16 protein-coding genes are annotated in these 15,714 nt (G+C 69.1%); 6 read left to right on the forward strand and 10 right to left on the reverse strand.

Annotation, left to right across the window (positions count from 1 at the left end; genetic code table 11):
- Positions 1-33: 33 nt before the first annotated feature.
- From DEU37_RS10005 to DEU37_RS10015, 3 genes are all read left to right on the forward strand, one after another.
- Positions 34-255, forward strand: coding sequence for a DUF167 domain-containing protein (locus tag DEU37_RS10005; RefSeq protein WP_121190555.1), 222 nt, complete (start codon positions 34-36; stop codon positions 253-255).
- Positions 252-1,550: an MFS transporter gene (locus DEU37_RS10010; protein WP_121190556.1), complete on the forward strand. Its 1,299-nt coding sequence runs from the start codon at positions 252-254 to the stop codon at positions 1,548-1,550. Before DEU37_RS10005 ends, DEU37_RS10010 begins: the two co-directional genes overlap by 4 nt.
- Before the next feature lie 165 nt (positions 1,551-1,715).
- Positions 1,716-2,684, forward strand: coding sequence for a DMT family transporter (locus DEU37_RS10015; protein WP_121190557.1), 969 nt, complete (start codon positions 1,716-1,718; stop codon positions 2,682-2,684).
- On the opposite strand, the gene DEU37_RS10020 is transcribed toward DEU37_RS10015, so the two are convergent.
- The gene (locus DEU37_RS10020; RefSeq protein WP_121190558.1) at positions 2,650-3,216 is read right to left on the reverse strand and encodes a YceI family protein; all 567 of its coding nucleotides are present in this window, start codon (positions 3,214-3,216) and stop codon (positions 2,650-2,652) included. The genes DEU37_RS10015 and DEU37_RS10020 overlap by 35 nt on opposite strands.
- A gap of 159 nt (positions 3,217-3,375) precedes the next feature.
- Positions 3,376-3,744 carry an FKBP-type peptidyl-prolyl cis-trans isomerase gene (locus tag DEU37_RS10025; RefSeq protein ID WP_016463275.1) on the reverse strand — a complete coding sequence of 123 codons (369 nt, stop codon included), beginning with the start codon at positions 3,742-3,744 and terminating at the stop codon, positions 3,376-3,378.
- Positions 3,745-3,952: 208 nt separating this feature from the next.
- On the opposite strand from DEU37_RS10025, the gene DEU37_RS10030 reads away from it, so the two are divergent.
- Positions 3,953-4,819 carry a fumarylacetoacetate hydrolase family protein gene (locus DEU37_RS10030; protein WP_121190559.1) on the forward strand — a complete coding sequence of 289 codons (867 nt, stop codon included), beginning with the start codon at positions 3,953-3,955 and terminating at the stop codon, positions 4,817-4,819.
- Between the two features lie 58 nt (positions 4,820-4,877).
- Here DEU37_RS10030 and DEU37_RS10035 read toward each other — a convergent pair whose 3' ends face one another.
- The 7 genes from DEU37_RS10035 to DEU37_RS10065 all read right to left on the reverse strand — a co-directional run bounded on the left by DEU37_RS10035 (position 4,878) and on the right by DEU37_RS10065 (position 11,121).
- Positions 4,878-5,333 carry a DUF4190 domain-containing protein gene (locus DEU37_RS10035; RefSeq protein ID WP_121190560.1) on the reverse strand — a complete coding sequence of 152 codons (456 nt, stop codon included), beginning with the start codon at positions 5,331-5,333 and terminating at the stop codon, positions 4,878-4,880.
- 86 nt (positions 5,334-5,419) lie between these two features.
- Positions 5,420-6,877 (reverse strand): aspartate ammonia-lyase, encoded by a 1,458-nt coding sequence (locus DEU37_RS10040; protein ID WP_121190561.1) that lies wholly within the window; start codon positions 6,875-6,877, stop codon positions 5,420-5,422.
- A 148-nt stretch (positions 6,878-7,025) separates the two neighbouring features.
- Positions 7,026-8,012, reverse strand: a complete 987-nt coding sequence (locus tag DEU37_RS10045) for an aldo/keto reductase (RefSeq protein WP_121190562.1) — start codon at positions 8,010-8,012, stop codon at positions 7,026-7,028.
- Positions 8,009-8,392 carry a MerR family transcriptional regulator gene (locus DEU37_RS10050; protein ID WP_005048759.1) on the reverse strand — a complete coding sequence of 128 codons (384 nt, stop codon included), beginning with the start codon at positions 8,390-8,392 and terminating at the stop codon, positions 8,009-8,011. Before DEU37_RS10050 ends, DEU37_RS10045 begins: the two co-directional genes overlap by 4 nt.
- A gap of 61 nt (positions 8,393-8,453) precedes the next feature.
- Positions 8,454-9,359 carry a phosphodiesterase gene (locus DEU37_RS10055; RefSeq protein ID WP_121190563.1) on the reverse strand — a complete coding sequence of 302 codons (906 nt, stop codon included), beginning with the start codon at positions 9,357-9,359 and terminating at the stop codon, positions 8,454-8,456.
- 74 nt (positions 9,360-9,433) lie between these two features.
- Positions 9,434-9,766 (reverse strand): peptidase, encoded by a 333-nt coding sequence (locus tag DEU37_RS10060; RefSeq protein WP_121190564.1) that lies wholly within the window; start codon positions 9,764-9,766, stop codon positions 9,434-9,436.
- The gene (locus DEU37_RS10065; RefSeq protein WP_121190565.1) at positions 9,766-11,121 is read right to left on the reverse strand and encodes an inorganic phosphate transporter; all 1,356 of its coding nucleotides are present in this window, start codon (positions 11,119-11,121) and stop codon (positions 9,766-9,768) included. The genes DEU37_RS10060 and DEU37_RS10065 overlap by 1 nt, the downstream gene beginning before the upstream one ends.
- Positions 11,122-11,297: 176 nt before the next feature.
- Between DEU37_RS10065 and DEU37_RS10070 the strand changes: the two genes are divergently transcribed.
- Both DEU37_RS10070 and DEU37_RS10075 read left to right on the forward strand, forming a co-directional pair.
- Entirely contained in the window at positions 11,298-13,421 is a 2,124-nt protein-coding gene (locus DEU37_RS10070; protein WP_121190566.1) for a S9 family peptidase, read from the forward strand.
- Positions 13,422-13,681: 260 nt separating this feature from the next.
- Positions 13,682-14,518 (forward strand): DUF559 domain-containing protein, encoded by an 837-nt coding sequence (locus DEU37_RS10075; RefSeq protein ID WP_121190567.1) that lies wholly within the window; start codon positions 13,682-13,684, stop codon positions 14,516-14,518.
- Between the two features lie 142 nt (positions 14,519-14,660).
- Here the strand turns inward: DEU37_RS10075 and DEU37_RS10080 are convergent, their stop codons facing one another.
- Entirely contained in the window at positions 14,661-15,689 is a 1,029-nt protein-coding gene (locus tag DEU37_RS10080; protein ID WP_005048745.1) for a 6-phosphofructokinase, read from the reverse strand.
- Between the last annotated feature and the right edge of the window lie 25 nt (positions 15,690-15,714).

A 15,714-nucleotide genomic window follows, 5' to 3' on the forward strand; every position in this document is an offset into this window, starting at 1 on the left:
CGAGGCCGGTCCGGAAACTCGTAGGCTCGGTGCGTGCAGTTCACCGTCCACGTCAAGCCCGGCAGCCGCAAGGGCCCCCTCGTCGAAGAGGATGCCGAGGGTCTCACGGTCTTCGTCCGCGAACGGGCTGTGGACGGCGCCGCGAACGAGGGCGTCGTGCGCGCGCTCGCGGCCCACTTCGGGGTGCCTCCGCGCGACGTGACGATCCTCCGCGGACACGCCTCGCGCCACAAACGCGTCGAGGTGGACGCATGAGCGGCAGCCATCTGATCGATCTCACGCCGTTCCGGCGCAGTCCCGCGTTCGCACGACTGTGGGTCGGCTCGACGCTGTCGGGGCTCGGCGGCCAGCTCACGATCATGGCCGTCATGCTGCACATGTACGCACTGACGTCATCGACGTTCGCGGTCTCGATGATCGCGGTGGCGGGCCTGGTGCCCATGGTGCTCGCGGGCATCTACGGCGGCATGCTCGCCGACGCCTTCGACCGTCGCACGGTCGCCCTGACGGCCGCCACGGTCACCTTCGCCTCGACGCTGCTGCTGGCTGTCCTGGCGTGGATGCAGCAGGAGGCCGTCTGGTCGCTGTACGTCCTCAGCGTCGTCAACGCGGCCGCCAACTCCATCGTGATGGCGAGCCGCTCCGCCATCATCCCGCGCCTGCTCCCCCGCGAGCTGCTGCCCTCGGCGGCGGCACTGCAGGGCGTCACGGTGGGCATCATGGTGATGGCGGGCCCTGCACTGGCGGGCGTGCTGGTGGCGACGACCGGCTACGCCTGGACGTACTCGATCGATGTCGTCCTGATGCTCAGCCTGTTCCTCGGGCTCTGGACGCTGCCTGCGATGCGGCCCGAGGGCGAGACGGTGCGTCCGGGGCTGGAGTCGCTCAAGGACGGGATCGCGTTCCTGAAGCGCGCGCCGAACATCCGTCTGCAGTTCGTGATGGACATCGTCGCGATGACCTTCGGCCAGCCCCTCGCACTCTTCCCTGCGCTCGGGATGGTGCTGCTCGGCGGCGGTCCGGTCACGGCCGGCGTCCTCACGGCCGCGATCGCGGCCGGCGCCTTCCTGTCGAGCCTGTTCTCGGGCCGCGTCGGCGGCTATCGCTGGCACGGCCGCGGCATCGCGCGTGCGATCGAGGTGTACGGAGCCGCCATCGGCGCCTTCGCCCTCGCGCTCGTGCTCGCCGCCGTCGGCATCGGTGCCCCGGACGGAGTGGATGCCGACCACGCCAACATTCCGATGATCGTCGCCGCCTGTGTGGCACTGGCCGTCGGCGGCGCCGCCGACAACGTGAGCGCGATCTACCGCTCCACCATGCTCCAGGCCGCGGTGCCGGATGCCGTGCGCGGGCGACTGCAGGGCATCTTCATCGTCGTCGTGGCCGGCGGTCCGCGGATCGGAGCGCTCTACGCCGGGACGCTCGCCACGATCACGACACTGTGGTTCCCGCCGCTGGTGGGCGGCATCCTGATCATCGCGATCGTCGCCGTCCTCGCGCGTCTGCACCCGCGCTTCCGAAGCTACGACGCCGAGAACCCCCTCCCGTAGCGAGCAGGGGTCCGCGAAGAGTTCCTGCCAGGCTCCGGCGGGTTTCGGACGTGGCACTCTGCGGCTGCCGGCGGCGTCGGACACCGCCGCTAGAGTCGGCCCGTGACACGTTCCCCCACTTCCCTGCCAGCTTCGGCGCCGGCCGCTCTCGGGCCTTCTGCGGCGGTGATCGCCGTGCAGTTCGTTCTCGTGGGGATCATCTGGGGATCGAGCTTCCTGTTCATGAAAGTCGCCCTCGGCGGCATCTCCCCCGCGCAGGTGGCCTGGGGGCGTCTCGTGCTGGGCGCAGCCACGCTCGGCGTCTTCGTCCTCATCCGTCGCGACCGGCTTCCCGCGCTGCGCGGTGCGGGCGCGCGCATCTGGGGGCACATGACGGTGCTCGCGGTGACATTCTGCGTCGTGCCGTTCTTGCTGTTCTCGTGGGCCGAGCAGCACGTCTCCTCGGGCCTCGGGAGCATCTACAACGCGACGACACCGATCATGACCGCGATCATGGCGGCCCTCGTTTTCCGTGTCGAGCGGCTGAAACCGGTGCAGATCACGGGCATCGTCGTCGGCATCGGCGGGGTTCTGGTGATCATCGCCCCCTGGAGCGGCCTCGACCTGACGCAGAGCCTGCTCGCCCAGCTCGCGCTGCTCGGCGCGACCGCCTGCTACGGGTTCAGCCTGGCGTACATGCGTCGCTTCCTCGCGAACTCGGGCATGACCCCGCTCGCCTTCTCCTTCGTCAACATCGGGATCGCCGCGGTGATCATGACGATCCTCGCGCCGGCGATGGCCCTCACGCCGGTGCGACTGGACCCGTGGATCGTGGGGAGCATGGTGTTGCTGGGCTGTCTCGGAACCGGAGTCGCCTACATCTGGAACCAGAACACCCTCCGGGCATGGGGGCCCACGGCGGCATCGACTGTGACCTACATCACGCCCGTCGTGGGCGTGGCACTGGGCGTGCTCGTGCTCGGCGAACGCGTCGGCTGGCACGAGCCGGTCGGCGCCGGCATCGTCTTCCTCGGCATCCTGCTGGCGCAGAACCGTCTCCGGATGCCGAAACGGCGGCCGCCCCGTGCGAACGGGGACGACCGCCGTCGGGCGGAGGGGCTCAGGCCTGGAGCGAGCCCTGCAGGTCGAGCGTGATGGTGACGTCCTTGCCGACGAGCACGCCGCCGGTCTCGAGGGCCGCGTTCCACGTCAGACCGAAGTCCTCGCGGTTGATGACACCCGTGGCGGTCGCGCCGGCCTTGTAGTTGCCGTAGGGGTCGGTGCCGAAACCGCCGAACTCGAGCTCGAAGGTCACCGGCTTGGTGACACCGTGCATCGTGAGGTCGCCGTCGACGAGGAAGTCGCCGTCCTGGTAACGGACGCCGGTGGAGACGAACTCGATGGTCGGGAACTGCGCGACGTCGAAGAAGTCGGCGCCACGCAGGTGGTTGTCGCGGTTCTCGTCGTTGGTGTTGATCGAGGCGACGTCGACGGTTGCGCTGACCTTCGCCTCGAGCGGGTTCTCCGGAGCCTCGATGCTGGCGCTCTTGAGCCCGAAGACGCCGCGCACCTTCGAGATCATCATGTGGCGGAGGCTGAAGGTGACTTCGCTGTGCGCCGGGTCGAGCACCCAGGTGCCGGCCTTGTAGCCCGGGATCTCGGGAACGGTGGTGGTGGTCTCGGTCATGTCTGCCATCCTTCGTCGGGGAAACGGTCTGCGGCTACTCAACACGCGGAGTCCGTATGTATTCCCACACATGGAAAAACTCTCGAGGAACACCTCGTGGAGAAAACGAGAAGGGGGTGGATGCCGCGGCATCCACCCCCTTCTCACGGAGATGTCGGATCAGCCGACCTTGAGCAGGTCGATGATGAAGATGAGGGTCTTGCCGCCGAGGAAGTGACCGCCGGCGGGGCCGTAGGCCAGGTGCGGCGGGATGATCAGCTCGCGACGTCCGCCGACCTTCATGCCGGGAATGCCGTCCTGCCATCCCTGGATGAGTCCGCGCAGCGGGAACTGGATCGACTCGCCGCGGCCCCACGAGGAGTCGAACTCCTCGCCGGACTCGTACTCGACGCCGGCGTAGTGCACGGTGACGTTGTCGCCGGGCTTGGCCTCGTCCCCGTCGCCGACGATGAGGTCGCGGATGACGAGATCGGCGGGAGCAGGTCCCGTGGGGGCGTCGAACTCGGGCTTGGTGCGCTCTTCGGTCATACGTCCATCCAAGCATGCGCGGATGAGTCGGGCACCCTCTTGACACCCTCCGCGCACCCGGAACACAATGAATCCAGGCCAACTCAGCGCCCGGGAGACACGCAGGCATCGCCGCGGCACCGGGCGCTGAGTCTGTGTCGGGGCAGGTGTCCGGCGACCGAAATCACCAAAACCTGCGGAGTTCATCGCCCCGCACTACCCTGGAGGGATGCGTTTCGCCCACGTCCTCCTGCCCGAGACGGACGATCCGCAGCTGGTCGTCGTCGTCGCACCCGGACGGATCGCCCCCGTGGCGGCCCTGTTCGACGCGGCACCGACCACGCTGCAGGCCTTGATCGAAGGGGGCGACGAGCTCCTCGCCCGCGTGCGCGAGGCTGCCCGCCACGTCGACGGCATCCCTCTGGACGGCCTGACGTTCGGCCCCGCGGTCAACGAGCCGCCCATCGTCCTCGCCGTCGGCTTGAACTACGCGGCGCACTCCAGCGAGCTCGGCCTCAAAGCCGACACCGCTCCGACGGTCTTCGTCCTGTGGCCGAACTCGCTGTCCGGACACGACGCCACCACCTCGTGGCCGCGCTCGCTCAGCGAGTCGGTGGACTACGAATCGGAACTGGGCGTCGTGATCGGCACACCCGCCAAAGATGTGGCGGCCGACGACGCGCTGGCCCATGTCTGGGGATACACGGTGGTCAACGACATCACCGCGCGCGACATCCAGTTCTCGGAGGCGCAGTGGTCACGCTGCAAGTCGTTCGACGGGTTCACCCCCAACGGTCCCTTCGTGGTCACCGCCGACGAGATCGCCGACCCGCAGGACCTGCACATCTGGGCCGTCGTCGACGGACAGACCGTGCAGGACGCCTCCACCGGGCAGATGATCCGGTCGGTGGCGACCCTGATCGCGCACCTGTCGCAGTCGGCGACACTGCTGCCGGGGACCCTGATCTCGACCGGCAGCCCGGGAGGAGCGGGATACTCTCGCGATCCGCAGATCTTCCTGCGTGACCGCTCCGTCGTGACCGTGGGTATCGACGGCATCGGCGAACTCACCACCCACTGCCGCATCCTGGACTGAACGCACGACGCCCCGGTGATCCGCGTCGGCGGACACCGGGGCGTCGTCTGCGGGCGACTCAGCCGCCGTTGCAGGTGATCGTCTTGCCGTTGAGCTCGTACACCCCGCTCGGATTGTTGGCGCAGAACTGGATGAGGTCGCCGGCCGTGTTGGCGAACACGACCGCGAGGATGATGCCGATGATGATGCTGATCACGATCAGCGCCGAGCTGACGATGATCGCGGCGAGCGCCATGCCGTTCTTGACGCCCGCCTTCTTCGACTGCACCAGGGCGACGATGCCGAGGATGAGGCCGATCAGCTGCAGCCCCACCGGGACGATGGCCAGCACGAGCGCGACGATGCCGAGCGTGCGTCCGGGAACAGTGCCGGCGGCGGCAGGGCCCCCGTTGTAGGCGGGAGCGGCGGGGTAGCCGGGCTGCTGATACGCGGGAGGTGCGACCGGAGGTGCGGCCGGAGGTGCGGCCGGCGGCGGAGTCTGCGGATTCACAGGGGGCTGGGTGGGGTCGGTCATGCGTCTCTCCTCGGTCGGCCGGTGCGGCGCGTTGCTGACAGCGACGTTATCGGCCCGCGCGCGTCTCGCGCAAAGGGTTGCGCCCCTCAGCTCTCGACGAGATTCTCCGCAGGCTGCACGACCGGAATGGCCTGCGTGACCGCCTCGAGCCCCGACAACCGCGCCGGAGAGAGCTGCTTGTCGACCTCATCACGAGTCATGAGCCCGGCTTCGACGACGAGGTCGCCGACGTTGCGGTGGGTCAGCAGCGCGGTCTTGGCGAGAGCCGCCGACGCCGCATAGCCGATGAACGGGGTGAGGGCCGTGACGACACCGACCGAGGAGCCGACCATGGCGCCGAGACGCTCGCGGTTCGCGGTGATGCCGTCGACGCAGTTGATGCGGAAGGTGCGCATGGCGCGTCGCATCCACGTGATCGACTGGAAGATCGAGTGGGCGATGATCGGCTCGAACGCGTTCAGCTGGAGCTGACCCCCTTCGACGGCCATCGTGACGGTGAGGTCGGCACCGGCGACGGAGAACGCGACCTGATTGACGACCTCGGGGATGACCGGATTCACCTTGCCGGGCATGATGCTGGATCCGGCTTGACGGGCCGGAAGATTGATCTCGCCGAGCCCGGCCTGCGGTCCGCTGGAGAGCAGCCGCAGGTCGTTGGCGATCTTCGAGAGCTTGATGGCGTTGCGCTTGAGGGTGGAGGAGAAGGACATGAACGAGCCGGTGTCGCTCGTCGCTTCGACCAGGTCGTCTGCGGTGGCAAGGTCCAAGCCCGTGATCTCGCGGAGGTGTCGCAGGACGGCGGGCGCATAGCCGGGGTGCGTCGTGATGCCCGTGCCGATCGCGGTGGCGCCCATGTTGATCTCGAACAGGAGGTAGGCGTTCTCGGTGAGGCGCTGGTGGTCGTAGCCGAGGGTCGTCGCGAAACCGTGGAACTCCTGGCCGAGGGTCATCGGCACGGCATCCTGGAGCTGGGTCCGCCCGATCTTGAGGATGTCGTGGAACTCGACGGCCTTCGCGAGGAACGACTGGCGCAGCAGGTCCAGTTCCTCCAGCAGGGTCTTCAGATCGAGACTGAGGCCCACCTTCACCGCGGTCGGGTAGACATCGTTGGTCGACTGCGAGCGGTTGGTGTGATCGATCGGCGAGAGGTACGCATAGTCGCCCTTGGGACGTCCCGCGAGCTCGAGCGCGATGTTGGTGATCACCTCGTTCGCGTTCATGTTGGTGGAGGTGCCGGCGCCGCCCTGGACGACGCCCACGACGAACTGATCGTGGAACTCGCCGTCGATGACGCGCTGCGAGGCCCGGTCGATGAGGTCGGCACGCTCGGCGTCCAGCACCCCGATCTCGAGGTTTGCGCGGGCGGAGGCCTGCTTGACCATCGCGAGCGCGGTCACGAGGTCCTTGTAGACGGAGATGGGCCGCATGGAGATCGGGAAGTTCTCCAGTGCACGTGCGGTGTGGATGCCCCAGTAGGCATCGGCGGGGATCTCCATCGATCCCAGGGAGTCGGTTTCGGTGCGCATCGTTGCGTCGAATGCCATGAGTGCAGTCCTTTTGGGTCGTCGCCTCGGGTGGTCGGGGTCGAGCCTACCTGCGGCGTCGATGCGTTTCCGGTGTACACGGCGTACACCGGATATGACGGTGCCCTCCGCCGCGGCAGGAGATCCGCGGCGGAGGGCACCCGCCCGCTCAGCGGTTGACCGTGGACATGTCGGCGTACCGCTCCCCCACCGGGGCCGTGACCGCGCTGAGCGCGGCGAGCTGGTCCGCCGTCAGCGCGAGCTCGGCCGCACCGATGTTCTCCTCGACGCGCGCGAGCTTGCGCGTGCCGGGGATGGGCGCGATGTGCTCGCCCTGTGCGAGCAGCCACGCGAGCGCGACCTGGGCCGGGGTGGCCCCGGCATCCCGCGCGATCTGCTCGACCTCGTCGACGATCGCGAGGTTGGCCTGGAACGCGCCGTCGGCGAAACGCGGGTTGCTCTTGCGGAAGTCATCCTCGTCGAGCACGTCCAGCGAGCGGATCGCGCCGGTGAGGAACCCCCGCCCGAGGGGAGAGTACGGAACGAACCCGATGCCGAGCTCGGCGAGCGCCGGCAGCAGCTCCGCCTCGGGGTCGCGCGTCCACAGCGAGTACTCGGTCTGAATCGCGGTCACGGGATGGACCGCGTGCGCGCGACGGATCGTCGCGACCGAGGCCTCCGAGAGGCCGTAGCCGCGGATCTTGCCTTCGGCGACGAGCTCGGCCAGCGCGCCGACCGTGTCCTCGATGGGCGTCGCGGGGTCCATCCGGTGCTGGTAGTAGATGTCGATGCGATCGGTGCGCAGCCGGCGCAGCGACCCCTCGACGGCCAGCCGCACGTTGGCGGGTGTGCCGTCCAGCCCGCGCTCGCCGGTCGTCGTGTGGCGGATCGTGCCGAACTTCGTCGCGATGACGGCGTCGTCCCGGCGGCCCGCCTCGGCCAGCGTCTTGCCGAGGAGTTCCTCGTTCGTGTACGGCCCGTACATCTCCGCAGTGTCGAGGAAGGTGACGCCGCGGTCGAGGGCGCCGAGGATCGTGCGCGCCCCGTCGGCGTCGTCCTGGCCCGCGCCGGTGTAGAAGGCGCTGATGCCCATCAGCCCGAGGCCGATGCGGCTGACCTCGATGGGCGTGGAGGTTCCCAGAGTGGTGGTCTTCATGAGAGTGAGATCTCCTTGTCGTAGATGTCGATCTTGTGGTCGATGGCCCGCAGGCTCGCGGTGATCTCGTCGAGCTGTGCGCGCACACGTTCGCGATGGGCGACGAGCAGCTCCCGGCGCTCGGGCACGGTGGACTCCCCCACGCGCACCAGCTCGGTGTAGCGGCGGATGCCGGCGATCGGCATGCCCGTAAGACGCAGCCGGGTCAGAAAGCGCACCCAGGCGATGTCCGTCTCGGTGTACCGCCGGTGCGAGGAGGATGCTCGGTCGATCGGCGCCAGCATCAGGCCCTCGCGCTCGTAGTAGCGCAGGGTGTGCGTGGACACGCCGGTGGCGTCGGCCGCCTCGGCGATCGAGACGCCTTCGTGGAGGAGTGTCATGCCCCCACGGTAGAACTTCGAGTGCACTCGAAGTCAAGCCGCCGACGGCACGGCGGACGCGTCACCGCTTGCGGGAGAACGCCTCGAGCCGTTCCTCGGGGCTGAGTGCGGCCATCGCGCGCGTCCACTCCTCGCTGAAGACGTCGGCGGTCTCCGCCTCGCCGACCGGCACGACGCTGTGCGTGATGGTGTCGTCGTAGACGTGCACGAGGTGGAAGGACTGCCCCCCGTCCATGCCGTTGACCTCCTGCGGCGGCCGCTGGAGGTTCATCGTGTAACAGGTCGCCGATGCGACGCTCACCGGGATGCCGGCGAAGGTTCCCGCCGTGGCGTAGTGGAGGTGTCCGGCGAGGATGGCGCGCACGTCGCTGCCGGCGAGCGCCTGCGCGAACTCGTTCTGATGGCGCAGTTCGAGGATGTCGAAGAACGGGATGTGACTGGGCAGCGGCGGATGATGCAGGGCCAGCACGGTGCCCCGCGGCGCCGCGTCGGCGAGGATGCCGCGGAGCCAGTCGAGCTGCGCGGCATCCAGATCACCGTGGTGCCAGCCCGGCACGGAGGAGTCCAGAGCGATCAGTCGCAACCCGCCGAGATCCCACACACCGGTGACGGGTTCGAGGCTCGGCGGCTCATCGAGCAAACCCTCCCGCAGCGCCGGACGCTCATCGTGATTGCCCGCGACCCACACGATCGGTGCGCCCAGACGCGCGGCGACTGGCTCGACCTGCGCACGCAGTGCGGCATAGGCCTCCGGCTCACCCAGGTCGGTCAGGTCTCCCGTGAAGACGATGGCGTCGGGTCGGACACCCGTGCGCTCGAGGGCCGCCAGCGTCGCGGTGAGGTTGGCGGCGGTGTCGTAGCGGCCGCCGAGGGGCCGGTTTCCGGCCAACAGATGCGTGTCGCTGAGATGGACGATCACGCGCTGGGCGGGCGGATGGATGCCGAACGAGAACGAGGCGGGGGCCATGAGGTCAGCCTAGGCGCCGCCGCCGACGCGGCACAGGCTGCGCACACGGGCGTTGCCGGTGCAGCGCGGGACGATCAGCGCAGAACGATCAGCGAGAGCCCAGCGAGCACCGCGAGACCACACAGCGCGAACGACAGGTACGCGCCGATCCGCGCCAAACGCTTCTGCCCGTCGGTCAAAGGGCTCTTCTTCGCCGCCTTCGCCGCGGCTTTGGCCGCGCGACGCGCCTCCTTCTCGCTGATCACGGTGATCGCGTCGGTGAACTCCGCGGGAGCGACGATGGGCGCCCGCCCTCCGCGCACCAGCAGCCGCAGGCCGACCGCGTAGAAGCCGACGACGAGCAGCGCGCCGAGCAACGCGGCGACGAAGACCTGGACGAAGGCGAACCAGTCGATGCTGATACCCATCACCGCTCTCCCGTCTTCTCAGCGCCGGCCTTCTCGACCGTGGACGTGCCGGGCGAGGGTTTCTCGGACGGGGGCTTCGCGGCTGCCGGCTTCTTCCCGCCGGGCGCCGTGCTCTTCGCCCGCTCCTTCGACCGGTCTGCCTTCTGCTGCGCGCGCTCGGCGCGCAGGATCGCGCGCTGACGACGCGTGGGCGGCGGGTTGCGCTTGACCTTGACCGCGAGCCCCGAGTCCGCGACCTCGCTCATCGCATTCGACGAGTCGACGTGCGTGCGACGCGAGCGCAGGAACAGACCCACGATGATCGCGACGGCGAGCACCGCGTCGATGACGATGCCGGCGCCTCCGAACCAGACGACCAGCAATGCGGCGAAGGCACCGACGGCGGCCGAGGCGGGCAGCGTCAGCACCCATCCCACGGCGATCCGCCCGACGGTGCGCCAACGCACTTTCGAGCCCCGCCGCCCGAGCCCGGAGCCGATGACCGAGCCCGAGGCGACCTGCGTCGTCGACAGCGCGAAGCCGAGCGCACTGGAGGCGAGAATGGTCGCCGCCGTGGAGGTCTCTGCGGAGAAACCCTGCGCAGGCTTCACGTCGGTCAGGCCCTTGCCCAGCGTACGGATGATGCGCCAGCCGCCCATGTAGGTGCCGAGCGCGATCGTGAGCGCACAGGCGAGGATCACCCACAGCTGCGGATCGGCGTGGGCACCGCTCTGCCAGCCCGCCATGATCAGCGCGAGGGTGATGACGCCCATCGTCTTCTGCGCATCGTTCGTGCCGTGAGCGAGGGCGACGAGGGAGGACGTGAAGATCTGACCCCAGCGGAATCCGTCGCGGCCATCGGGCTTGTTGTCGTAGCGACGTGTCATCGCGTAGGCGAGCCGCGTCGCCAGGAAGGCGATGACGCCGGCCGTGAACGGAGCGATCAGGGCCGGCAGGACGACCTTGCTCAGCACCATGCCGAAATCGATGGCGGACGCGGTGGCACCGACGAGCGTCGCGCCGATGAGGCCGCCGAACAGGGCATGCGAGGAGCTCGAGGGCAGGCCCAGCAGCCACGTCAGCATGTTCCAGGTGATCGCACCGATCAGGCCGGCGAAGATGATCGGCAGGAACGCGAGCGGTTCGATCTGGTCCTCGCGGATGATGCCGTGCGAGATCGTCTTCGACACCTCGGTCGACAGGAACGCGCCGACGAGATTGAGACTCGCGGCGAGGAGGACGGCGACCTTGGGCTTGAGTGCCCCGGTCGCGATCGGGGTGGCCATCGCGTTCGCGGTGTCGTGGAAGCCGTTCGTGAAGTCGAAGAACAGCGCCAGCGCGATCACCAGCACGACGATGAGGGCAGCGGTTTCCACAGTTCGCTTTCGTCGGGATTCACAGGAAGGGAGCCGACGGAATCGGCGATGCGAACGAAGAGTTCACCGTGGTTTCATACTCCGGCAACCGGACCACAGAAATACTCCCACATCCGCGCCCCCTCACAGAACGGGGAGCCCACCCCGACACGCCGAGCGTGGATTAGCGTGGAACGGTGACCCGAGAGCCGTCCTCCACGCCGCTGTCCGCCCCCGTCGCCCCCGTGCGTCCGACGCTGCGTCGTCATCATGGCGACGAGGTGCGCGACGACTACGAGTGGTTGCGGGCGAAGGAGGATGCCGAGGTCATCGCGCATCTCGAGGCCGAGAACGCCTTCACCGAGCAGCGGACGGCGCACCTGGCGGGCCTGCGTCAGCGGATCTTCGACGAGATCAAGGCCCGCACCCTCGAGACCGATCTGTCCGTGCCGACGCGCCAGGGCGCGTGGTGGTACTACGGGCGCACCGTCGAGGGCAAGCAGTACGGCATCCAGTGCCGTGCACCGCTGGCCGGCCCGGACGATTGGACGCCGCCCGTCCTCACCCCGGGCGTCGACGTGGAGGGCGAGAGCGTGCTGCTCGACGGCAACGTCGAAGCCGACGGTCATGAGTTCTTCTCCCTGGGCAGCTTCGACGTCTCCACGGACGGCTCTCGACTGCTCTACGGCGTCGACGTGGAGGGCGACGAGCGCTACACGCTGCGTGTGCGCGACCTCACCACCGGGGAGGATCTCTCCGACGTCATCGAGAACACCTCCGCGGGGGCGTCGTTCTCTCCCGACGGCCGGTACGTGGTCTATACGACGGTCGACGATGCGTGGCGGCCCGACACCGTGTGGCTGCACGAGGTCGGCACCGACGCCGCTGCCGACGCGCGCCTGTTCCACGAGCCGGACGAGCGGTACTGGGTGGGCGCCGGCTTCACCCGCAGCGAGAAGTACCTGGTGATCGAGGTGGGCTCCTCGATCACGACCGAGGAGTACCTCGTCGAGGCGACCGATCTTCGCTCAGAGCCGCGATCGATCTGGCCGCGTCGGGAGGGAGTCGAGTACTCCGCCACTCATGCCGTCGTCGGCGGCGAGGACGTGCTCTACATCGTGCACAACGACGGCGCGCTCGATTTCGAGCTGGTGCGCGTCGCGGCATCCGATCCGCAGGGTAAACGCGACGTCGTGCTGGCCCACACTCCCGGGCGCCGCGTGCTCGATGTGTCGGCCTTCCGCGACTGGGGGGTCGTGTCGTACCGTCGCGACGGCCTGTCGCGCATGGGAATCCTGGACTACGCCACCGGCAGCGTCGACGAGCTCGCCTTCGAGGAGGACCTCTACACCGCCGGAGCCGGCGGCAATCCGGAATGGGCCCCGCCGGTGGTGCGGCTCGGCTACGGCTCGTTCCTCACGCCGGGAACCGTGTACGACTACGACGTGGCGGCGCAGGAGCTGCACCTGCGCAAGCGCCAGCCCGTGCTCGGCGGCTACGATCCGTCGGCCTACGGTCAGCGGCGCGAGTGGGTCACGGCATCCGACGGCACGCGCGTGCCCGTCTCGATCGTGTGGAAGCGGTCGTTCGGCGAGCCGGGGGATGGCCCGCGCCCGGTGCACCTGTACGGGTACGGGTCGTACGAGCACTCCATCGAACCGGGATTCTCCGTCGCGCGTCTGTCCATGCTCGATCGCGGCGTCGTCTTCGCCGTCGCGCACGTGCGCGGCGGGGGCGAACTCGGGCGCCAGTGGTATGAGGACGGCAAGCTGCAGCACAAGCGCAACACCTTCACCGACTTCGTCGCGGTCGCGCGCCACCTGGTGGGCACCGGCGTCACCGCGCCGGATCTCCTGGTCGCGGAGGGCGGCTCGGCAGGCGGCCTGCTGATGGGCGCGGTCGCGAACCTCGCCCCCGAGCTGTTCGCCGGCATCCTCGCGGACGTCCCCTTCGTCGACGCCCTGACGACCATCCTCGATCCCTCGCTCCCCCTGACGGTGATCGAGTGGGACGAGTGGGGCGATCCGCTGCACGACGCCGAGGTGTACGCGTACATGAAGTCGTACACACCGTACGAGAACGTGCGCGAGTCCGTGACGTATCCGCGGATCCTCGCGACCACCTCCCTCAACGACACCCGCGTCTACTACGTCGAACCCGCCAAGTGGGTGGCGCGACTGCGCGAGGTCGGCGCCGACGCGCTGCTCAAGTGCGAGATGGTCGCCGGCCACGGCGGCGTCTCGGGGCGCTACAACTCCTGGCAGCAGCGCGCCTTCGAACTCGCCTGGCTGCTGGACGTGCTGGGCCTCGCCGAGGACTGACTCGGCCTGCCGGGCACGCGCACCGCACCGCGGCCACCCGCCGCGCGCCGCGCGACGCGCCGCATGACGCGCGACGCGGCTCGCCGAGAACAGGCGAACCGCCGGAAACAGGCGGAAATCCGCTGGATCTGCCTCTGCCCGGCGGATCGCCTGCGGCGGCGCGGCGCAACTCCTCCTCCCCCGTCGCGCGCAACCGGCACGTGTGCACAAAAGCCTGCGCGGGTTTCCTGCCTGCACCTCAGTTCGGGGAGAGTTCGAGGGTGACGGGGATCGACGACTGGCTGCGGGCGCGGGGCGGCGTCGCCCACAGCAGTGCGCTCCACGACGCCGGATTCTCCACGCACCGGATCGCGGGCGCGGTCGCAGCCGGCTCCGTCGTCCGGGTGCGGCGCTCGTGGCTGACCGTCCCCGAGGCGGATGCCGCGGTCATCGCCGCGGCCGAAGTCGGCGGGCGTCTCACCTGTGTCAGCGCGGCCGCGCGCCGCGGCCTCTGGGTGCCGGGTGCCCCCTCCCTGCCGCACGTCGCGGTCGCGCACTCCTCGTCAGCCCGCGCGGATGACGGCATCCGCCTGCACCGCGCGCGGGCGCCGGTGCCGTTGCACCGGACCGACCCGCACGAGCACGTTCTGAACGTGATGTTCCACGTCGCCCGCTGCCTCCCGCGGGGCGACGCGCTCGCGGTGTGGGAATCGGCGCTGCGCACCGGCGCGGTGGATGCCGAGGTCCTCGCCCGCGTGCAGTGGCGTTCGACGCGGGCGGCCGAGTTGGCGGCGGTGTCGGGTTCTTTGTCGGACTCCGGCGTCGAGACCGCGTTCGCCGCTCTCATGCGCTCCAGCGGTATCGCGATGCGCCAGCAGGTGTGGATCGACGGCCATCCGCTCGACGGACTGATCGGCGCACGCCTCGCCGTGCAGCTCGACGGCTTCGCCCACCACCAGGGGCGAGATCGCCGCCGTGACCTGCGCGCGGATGCGCGGTTGGTCCTGCGCGGCTACACGGTGCTCAGGTTCGATTACCAGCAGGTGCTTTTCGATGCCGGCTACGTCCGAGAGACGGTCCTGCTGGCGATCGCCCAGGGCTTGCACCGTGCCCGTTGAGAAGTCGGCGCCTCCGGGTGCGATCAGGCTCCGAGAAGAGGCGATCGGCCCAGAACAGGCGGGCGCGGAGCGCGGATGCCTGTTCTGGGCCGATTGCCTGTTTTCGGGCGGCGCGGCGCAGGGCGCGGCGCCGCACCGGGACTCAACCGAAGAGCGCGGCGGCCTCTTCGTAGCGGTAGATCGGCACCGTGTTCAGCTCGCCGAGCGCCTCGGCGAAAGGCACCCGCACGATGTCGGTGCCCTTCAGCGAGACCATCTGGCCCCAGGCCTGCTCGTAGACGGAGTCGGCGGCGTGCAGACCCAGGCGCGTCGCGAGCACTCGGTCGAAGCCGGAGGGCGAGCCGCCGCGCTGGATGTGGCCGAGCACGGTCGCACGCGTCTCGATACCGGTCAGACGCTCGATCTCGGGCGCCAGGACCTCGCTGATGCCGCCCAGGCGAGGGCGGTTGAAGGCGTCGAGCCCCTTGTCGCTGAAGGCCTCGTCCATACCCGTGAGCGTGAAGCCCTCGGACACGACGACGAGGGGCGCGCGCCCCCGGTCATGCGCCTTCTGCACCTGCGCGGCGATCTCGGTGATCGACATCGGCACCTCGGGGATGCAGATCACGTGCGCGCCGGCCGCGATGCCGGAGTGCAGGGCGATCCACCCCACGTGCCGGCCCATGACCTCGGCGACCATGCAGCGCTGGTGCGAGTCTCCGGTGGTGCGCAGGCGATCCATGGCGTCGGTGGCGATGTTGACGGCGGTGTCGAAGCCGAAGGAGTAGTCGGTGGCCCGGAGGTCGTTGTCGATCGTCTTGGGCACACCCATGACGTTGATGCCGTCGTTCCACAGCCGGTTGGCCGCGGCGAGCGTGCCCTCGCCGCCGATCGCGATGATCCCGTCGATGTGGTGGCCGTAGAGCGTCTTCGCGATGTTCTCCGCGCCGCCGCGGGGGCCCTCGTAGGGGTTGGTGCGGCTCGTGCCGAGGATGGTGCCGCCGACCTTCGAGAGGCCCTTGACCTCGTGGCGGGTGAGCGGGAAGAAGTCGCCGTCGACGACGCCACGCCAGCCGTCACGGATGCCGACGAACTCGATGTTGTAGTTCGTGGTGCCCTTGAGGACGACGCCGCGGATGACCGCGTTCAGTCCGGGGCAGTCTCCGCCGCTGGTGAGGATACCGATCTTCATGTGGAGATCCTTTGGTGATTCGGGA

Origin of the sequence: Microbacterium sp. AG790 (assembly GCF_003634765.1) — a bacterium.
GTDB lineage: Bacteria > Actinomycetota > Actinomycetes > Actinomycetales > Microbacteriaceae > Microbacterium.